The organism is Trueperaceae bacterium (assembly GCA_036381035.1).
Classification (GTDB): domain Bacteria; phylum Deinococcota; class Deinococci; order Deinococcales; family Trueperaceae; genus DASRWD01.
Genome location: DASVDQ010000108.1, coordinates 41,815 through 48,606, shown reverse-complemented (window position 1 = coordinate 48,606; position 6,792 = coordinate 41,815). Strand labels below are relative to the sequence as shown.

Here is a 6,792-nt window from a genome sequence, read left to right as displayed (position 1 = left end):
CGCGCCCGTCACCGCCGACCGTCTCGGGACCGCTCCCGGCGACTGACGTATGCTGGCGGCCACGGGAGGCCTGCCATGAACGCTTTCGAGGCGCTGGGGCGGACCGCGGACGAGGCGCACGAGCTGAGGGGCACGAACGTCCTCTACGAGCCGCCGACGCAGGAGCCCGTGACCTCGCCGGCGTTCGGCCGGCTGCGCCGCGTCGTGGGCGGCAGGATGCTGCGCTTCGACTACCGCTGGAGCCTGCGCTCGGAGGCCCACGAGGGCACGATCCTCCTGGCCTGCGACGAGGGCGGACGGGCCACGGCGGCCTGGGGCGACAGCTGGCATCAGAACCGCGAGCTCATGTCGCTGGAGGGCCCGGCGACCGACCGCGCCGTCGCGCTGGTGGGGAGCTGGTCGGTGGGCGACAGCCCGCCCTGGGGCTGGCGCATCGACCTCGGCCCGGACGAGGACGGCGGCGTGACGATGGAGATGTGGGTGGTCACGCCGGAGGGTGAGGAGGCGCGCGCCGTCGAGATGAGCCTGGCGCGCTGAGGGGGGAGCCGTGCGGGAAGCCGCTCTCGCGGCACCGAGCTACGCCGAGCTGAGCCACGTCTGGCGCGAGTGCGTGGACCTGGCCTGGGAGGCTCACGTGGCCGGCTCGCTGCCGATCGGCGCGGTCGTCGTCGACTCCGAGGGGAGCGTCGTCGCCCGCGGACGCAACAGGCTGAGCATCGAGGTGGAGGAGCCGCCGCACGTGCCCGGCACGCCGTACATCGCCGGCGTGCCGCTGGCGCACGCCGAGGTGAACGCGCTCCTCGAGCTGGGCTACCGCCGCCGCGACGAGCCGCGGCCCACGCTCTACACGACCGTGGAGCCGTGCCCGCTGTGCATGGGCGCGGCGCGCATGGCGGGCGTGGGGCACGTCGTCTTCGCCGCTCCGGACGCCTGGGCGGGCAGCGCGGTGATGGCCGAGGTCGTCCCCTACCTCAAGCGCGTGGGGCCGACCGTCGAGGGGCCGGTGCCGGCCTTGGGAGACGCCTTCTGGGCCTGGCACGTGAGCGTCACGCTGCGGCGGGACAGCGGCCAGAGCGCCTTCCTCGACGCGCTCGAGGCGTCCCTGCCGAGCGCCTTCGCCGCGGGCCGGCTCCTCCACGAGAGCGGGGACCTGGCGGCGCTGGCGGAGGTAGGAGCGCCCGCCGAGGAGGCGTGGGGGGCTGTGCTGCGGGCCTTGGAGGACGCGGGCGCCTAGGCCCGGTGGATCGGGGCCCGGCCCGCGCGACCCGGTCCGCCGCTCCTGAGGCCGGGCGGCGACACGCCGCTGGCCGCGCGCCCGCCCTAGCCCGTGGCCAGCCCCAGCCAGCGCAGCACCTCCCGGCCGTGGGCCTCGAACGCGCCGTCGCCGTGCTCCCTCGCCCACACGACCGTCGACAGCGCGAAGAGCGCGGCCAAGCGCCGCAGGGTCTCCTCCTCGTCGTCCCTGAGGTCGCGCCCGTAGCCGGCGAGGAACGCCTCCCGCAGGGCGGGCTGGCTCCGCCACGGGCCGGTCCAGAGGCGCACCAGGTCCGCCAGCCACAGGTCGGGCCGGGCGTGCTCGAAGTCGATGACGACGAGCGCCCCGTCCTCCGCCGCCAGCCAGTTGCCCGGCGTGAAGTCGCGGTGGCAGCGAACGCGGGACGCTCCTTCGAGGCTCGGCAGGGCCTCGCCCAGGGCGTACGCCACGTTCGCCGTCACGGAAGAAGGCACCACGCCGCGGGCCCGCTCGCTCCAGGCCTCCAGCCGCGCCGCGTACGCCGCGCGCGGCGTCACCGGGTCCTCGTCGGCGTAGGGCAGGTCGTGGAGGGCCCGCAGGAAGGCGCCGGCGCTGCGGTGGAGCGCCAGCGCCGCGCGCCTGCCGATGGAGGCGTTCTCGATGACCTCCCCCGCCTCCCAGCTCACGACGAGGGCGCGCGGGTGCCGCTCGCCGTGGGCGAGCAGCCGCGGCACGCGCACCCCCGGGGGTCCGGCCAGCCGCGGCAGCCAGTCGCGGTAGGCGGAGAGCTCCTGATGGAACTTGCGCCCCTGCCGGTGCGCCTTCAGCGCCACCGTGCCGAGCGGCCCCGACACGCGCCACACCGACGACTCGCCGTGGCTCTGGGAGAGGTCGGCGACCTCAGGGGGCTCGCCGACGTGCGGGGCCGCCAGCGCGAGCAGCTCGCTCGGCACGGCCGGACAAGCTAGCACGACCGGCGCGGACCGCTGAGCTGTCGTCGACCGCCGAGGGGGTGCGAGATGATCACGGTCCTCCACCACGCGGTGCTCTTCTGCCGCGACACCGACGCGTCGCGCGCCCGGTACGAGCGCGCGGGCTTCACCTACCGGCGAGGCTACGAGGGCATGCACTGGCTAGAGATGGGCGACGCCGAGGTCATGCTCCGCCCCGGAGGCGAGGGCGAGGTGCGCGGACGACCGGTCCTGCACGCCGCGGTGAGCGACGCCGCCGCGGCCCTGGCACGCGCGAGGGCGAACGGCCTGCGGCCCCTCGACCACCAGGACCCCGGCCGGGAGCTGACGGAGCCGGTGAGGCGTCCGTGGGGCGACGTGGAGTTCGAGCTCCAGGACCCCGACGGCCAGTGGTGGGCGTTCACCGAGAGGCCCTAGGCGGGGGCCACGGTCACAGGACCGCGACGCGGCGACGCCGCTACAGGACTCCCGCGCGGCGGCCCCGCTCACAGGACAGCGACGCGGCAGTCGGCGAGGTGGGCGGGCCGGCGGGACGCGGCACCGCCGCTCGCGTCGGCCGTCGGGGGTCGCCTGCCCCCGACGAGCCCTCGCCGCGGCGCGCCGTCGGCGAACTCCAGCACCGCCGCCGCCACGGCCTCCGGCTGCTGGACGCCCATGTCGTGCGACGCCCCCGGCACCTCGCGCAGCTCACCCCGCCTGAGCAGCCGGGTCATCGCCACGGCCTCGGCGGCGGGGAGCACCGGGCTGTGCCGGCCGCGCAGCACCAGCGTGGGGACCTCGATGCGCCGCAGGGCGTCCTCCACCGCGGCGGGCTCCACCGGGTCCTCGACGAACCTCAGCAGGCCCGCGGCGTCGTAGCGCCAGCGGTAGAGGCCGTCGCGTCCGCGCGCCAGACCGTGCGTCACGTAGTGGCGCAGCAGCTCGGAGCGGGCGTAAGGGTCGCCGCCCAGCCACTCCGCGAGGGCCTCCTCGGGGTCCGCGTACGACCGGCGCGCGAAGCGGCGGAGCGCGGCGGCGACGCCGGCGGCGGCCGGCCCGACGAGGCTCCTCGGCCCTACGTCCACGACGGCGAGGCGACCGAACCTGCCCGGATGGCCGGCGACGGCGAAGATGCCGGCCAGGCCGCCCAGCGAGTGCCCCAGGACCGTCACGTCCCACAGGTCGAGGGCTCGGACGAGGGCGGCGACGTCGTCGCCCAGCCGCGGCACCGTGTAGGGCTGACGCCACTCGGTGCGTCCGTGCCCGCGCAGCTCGGGCGCGTAGACCCTGAAGCGCGGGAGCAGCCGCTCGACGGCGGCGTCCCACTCCCAGGCGTTGCCCATGATCCCGTGCAGCAGGACCAGCGGCGGCGCGCTCCGCGGCCCCCTGACGCGGTAGCGGACCCTGAGCCCCTCGGCCCCCACGTAGCGGCTGTCTCGCTCGAACATCCCTTCACCTCCACGACGGCCGCCGGACCGCTCCGCGTGACCGACCAACCAGTCGGTCTGGGATGTTAGCCACCGACCAGTCGGTCTGTCAACCCTGCTAGGATGTGGGCATGGCAGTCAGGTCAGCGCCGGTGAGGGAACGGATCGTCGCGGCCGCGAGGGAGCTGGTGGCCGCGCACGGGTTCTCGGCCACCTCGGTCGACGCCGTCGTCGCCCGCGCCGGGGCCTCGAAGGGCGCGTTCTTCCACCACTTCCCGTCGAAGGCGCACCTCGGCCGGGCCGTCGTCGACGCCTACGTCGACGACGACATCGCGTTCCTCGAGGACCTCATCGCCGAGGCCGAGGCGCGCTCTGGCGACGGCGGCGAGCAGCTGCTGCACGTCGTGGCGCGCCTGCAGGCGCTGGGCGACGCGCCCCTCGACGAGCAGCCCACCTGCCTCATGGTCTCGTTCATCTACGAGAACCAGCTCGAGGAGGCCGGCATCGGCGAGCCGGTCCTCCGCTCGATCGCGCACTGGCGGACGCGGCTGACGCAGCTGCTGGAGCGCGCGGCGCGGACGCTGCCCGCCCTCCGGAGGGCCGACCTCCCGGCGGTCGCCGACCACTTCTTCGTGACGATCGAGGGCGCGTTCCTGCTGGCGCGGGCGACCAAGGACCCTGGGGTCCTGAGGCGCCAGCTGGGCCAGCTCAGGGCCTACCTCGAGCTGCTCCTGTCCGCCTAGCGCCCGCCCGCGCTCGTCCGTCGCCCTAGCGGGCCGCGGCCTTCCGTTGCGTCGTGGGCGACGAGGCGACCGGCCAGAGCTCCGGCTCGCCGAGGTAGCTCGCGTCCAGCTCGGCCACCGAGGGGCACCCGAGCAGCCGCAGCGTGCGCTCGAGCTCGCTGCGCAGGATCTCGAGCGCCTTGGCCACGCCGGCGCGACCGGCCGCGCCCAGGCCGTAGGCGTACGCCCGGCCGACGAGGACGGCCCGCGCGCCCAGCGCCAGCGCCTTGGCCACGTCGCCGCCGCGCCGCACGCCGCCGTCGAGCAGGACCTCCACCCTGTCGCCCACGGCCGCGACCACCTCGGGCAGGACGTGCAGCGTGGGCGCCACGCCGTCGAGCTGCCTGCCCCCGTGGTTCGACACGACCACCGCGCTGGCGCCGGCGTCCACGGCGCGCCTGGCGTCGTCGGCGGTGTGCACGCCCTTGACGACGATCGGCCCGCCCCAGGCCTCAGCGATCCACGCGAGGTCGCCCCACGACACCGCGGCTGCGGCGAGCTGGGCCCCGATGTCGGCGTACGGCATGGGGCCCTCGGGCAGCACGATGTTCGGGAAGCTCAGGGGGGCGCCGTCGCGCCAGAAGTCGTAGAGCCAGCCCGGCCTGGTCAGCAGCTGCGGCAGGAAGGGCACGAGGTCGGGGAAGCGCCTGGCGATGAGCTGGCTCGTGCCGTTGCGCACGTCGCGCTCGCGCATGCCCGCCACCGGCGTGTCGATGGTCACGACCAGCGCCGAGTAGCCGGCGGCCTTGGCGCGCCGCACGGCGGCGAGGCCCACGTCGCGCCCGCCGCAGAGGTAGAGCTGGTACCAACAGGGACCGCTACTGGCCGCGCGTACCTCCTCGAGACGCGTGCCGGACAGCGTCGAGAGCGTGTAGACGGTCCCGGCCTCGCCCGCGGCCGCGGCGGCTTCGGCCTCGCCGCGCGGCCAGAACAGCCGGCTCGAGCCGACGGGCGCGAGGATCACGGGCATGGAGAGCTCGTGGCCGAGGACCGTGGTCCTCATGTCGACCTGCGGGTGCACGACCGCCGAGCGCGGCCGCCACGTCAGCTCGGAGAAGGCGGCCTCGTTGGCGCGCAGGGTCCGCTCGTCCTCGGCGCCGCCGTCGATGTAGTCGAACACCATCCGCGGCAGCCGGCGACGCGCCAGGCGCCTCAGGTCTGCGACGCTGACGACTGTGGGTCCGAGGCGTGACAACACGGCGAGTATAGCTGCGGCGCGTTAGGCTTCGCCGGTGCTCGCCGCCGACCTCCTAGCACGACTCCGCCCCGGCAAGCCCCTCAGCGACACAGCGTTCGCGACCGAGCTGGCGCGCGCCCGCGCCCTCGTGCTCGCCCACGGCTGGAACTCCACCTCGCACCAGGTCCTCGACCCCGGCATGCGCCGCTGGTTCAGCCGCTCCGGCGACGCCGTGGTGGGCTACGTCAGCGCGGCCGGGGTGCGCGTCGTCGCCGGGGCGCCCGTCGCGCCGGACGGGCGGCTCGACGCCGTCGCGGACGAGTTCGAGGCAGACGCCCGCCGCGCCGGCGAGGCGGTCTGCTACTTCGCGGCCGAGGAGAGGTTCGTGGCCGCGCTGGGCGCGCGGGGGCACGCCGAGCACCTCATCGGCCTCCAGCCCACCTGGGAGGCGCGCTCGTGGGGGCGGCGCTTCGACGCCAAGGCATCGCTGCGGGCGCAGCGCAACAGGGCGGTCAACAAGGGCGTCACGGTGGCCGAGGAGCCCGCCGCCGCCGAGCTCGGGCCCGAGCTGAGGGCCTGCCACGCGGCGTGGCTGCGCCACAAGCGCCTGCCGCGGCTGAGGTTCCTGGCGCACTCCGACGCCTCGCGCGCCGACCCGCGCGTGCTGCGGGACCGCCGGCTGTTCGTGGCGCGCTGGGGCGGGACGCGCGCCGACGGGACGCCGGGCCGGGTCGCCGCCTACCTCTCCGCCTGCCCGGTGCCGAGGCGCCGCGGTTGGCTCGTGGAGAAGGTCGTCAGGCACCCGGCCGCGCCCAACGGCACCACCGAGCTGCTCATCGACGCCGCCCTGCGGGCCCTGGCCGCCGACGCCGACAGGCTCACGCTCGGCCTGGCGCCGCTGGCGACCGTGGCGGCGGACGGGCGCGCTCCGGAGGGGGCGGCCCCGGTGCTCACCGGCGACCGGCCCGCGCCGGACGCCGCGCCGCGCTGGCTGAGCCGGCTGGAGGGCGTCGCCGTGCGCCGCGGCCGGCGGCTCTACGACTTCGCCGGGCTCCACGCCTTCAAGGCCAAGTTCGACCCGGACGCGTGGGAGCCCGTCTACCTCCTCAGCACCGAGGCGCGCCTGACGCTGCGGACGCTGCTGGCGGTGGCCGCCGCGTTCCTCGTCGCCTGAGGACGACAATATTGGGCGTTACAAGTGCCTCCGAATCCCATCTGTGCG

Annotated in this window: 8 protein-coding genes; 5 read left to right on the top strand and 3 right to left on the bottom strand. The window is 75.9% G+C overall.

Annotation, left to right across the window (positions count from 1 at the left end; genetic code table 11):
* The first annotated feature begins 75 nt into the window (after window positions 1-75).
* Window positions 76-537, top strand: a complete 462-nt coding sequence (locus VF202_12980) for a DUF1579 family protein (GenBank protein HEX7041029.1) — start codon at window positions 76-78, stop codon at window positions 535-537.
* A 10-nt stretch (window positions 538-547) separates the two neighbouring features.
* On the top strand, window positions 548-1,234 hold the full coding sequence (locus tag VF202_12975) for a nucleoside deaminase (protein ID HEX7041028.1): 687 nt from the start codon (window positions 548-550) through the stop codon (window positions 1,232-1,234).
* An 86-nt stretch (window positions 1,235-1,320) separates the two neighbouring features.
* Here the strand turns inward: VF202_12975 and VF202_12970 are convergent, their stop codons facing one another.
* Window positions 1,321-2,187, bottom strand: coding sequence for an aminoglycoside phosphotransferase family protein (locus VF202_12970; GenBank protein HEX7041027.1), 867 nt, complete (start codon window positions 2,185-2,187; stop codon window positions 1,321-1,323).
* Between the two features lie 66 nt (window positions 2,188-2,253).
* Between VF202_12970 and VF202_12965 the strand changes: the two genes are divergently transcribed.
* A complete protein-coding gene (locus VF202_12965; GenBank protein HEX7041026.1) occupies window positions 2,254-2,622 on the top strand; it encodes a VOC family protein in 369 nt (122 codons plus the stop codon).
* A 68-nt stretch (window positions 2,623-2,690) separates the two neighbouring features.
* Here the strand turns inward: VF202_12965 and VF202_12960 are convergent, their stop codons facing one another.
* A complete protein-coding gene (locus VF202_12960; GenBank protein HEX7041025.1) occupies window positions 2,691-3,632 on the bottom strand; it encodes an alpha/beta hydrolase in 942 nt (313 codons plus the stop codon).
* Window positions 3,633-3,742: 110 nt separating this feature from the next.
* On the opposite strand from VF202_12960, the gene VF202_12955 reads away from it, so the two are divergent.
* Window positions 3,743-4,354, top strand: coding sequence for a helix-turn-helix domain-containing protein (locus tag VF202_12955; GenBank protein ID HEX7041024.1), 612 nt, complete (start codon window positions 3,743-3,745; stop codon window positions 4,352-4,354).
* A gap of 25 nt (window positions 4,355-4,379) precedes the next feature.
* On the opposite strand, the gene VF202_12950 is transcribed toward VF202_12955, so the two are convergent.
* Entirely contained in the window at window positions 4,380-5,588 is a 1,209-nt protein-coding gene (locus tag VF202_12950) for an alpha-hydroxy acid oxidase (GenBank protein ID HEX7041023.1), read from the bottom strand.
* Between the two features lie 37 nt (window positions 5,589-5,625).
* Between VF202_12950 and VF202_12945 the strand changes: the two genes are divergently transcribed.
* Window positions 5,626-6,744 (top strand): phosphatidylglycerol lysyltransferase domain-containing protein, encoded by a 1,119-nt coding sequence (locus VF202_12945; protein HEX7041022.1) that lies wholly within the window; start codon window positions 5,626-5,628, stop codon window positions 6,742-6,744.
* The last annotated feature ends 48 nt before the right edge of the window (window positions 6,745-6,792 follow it).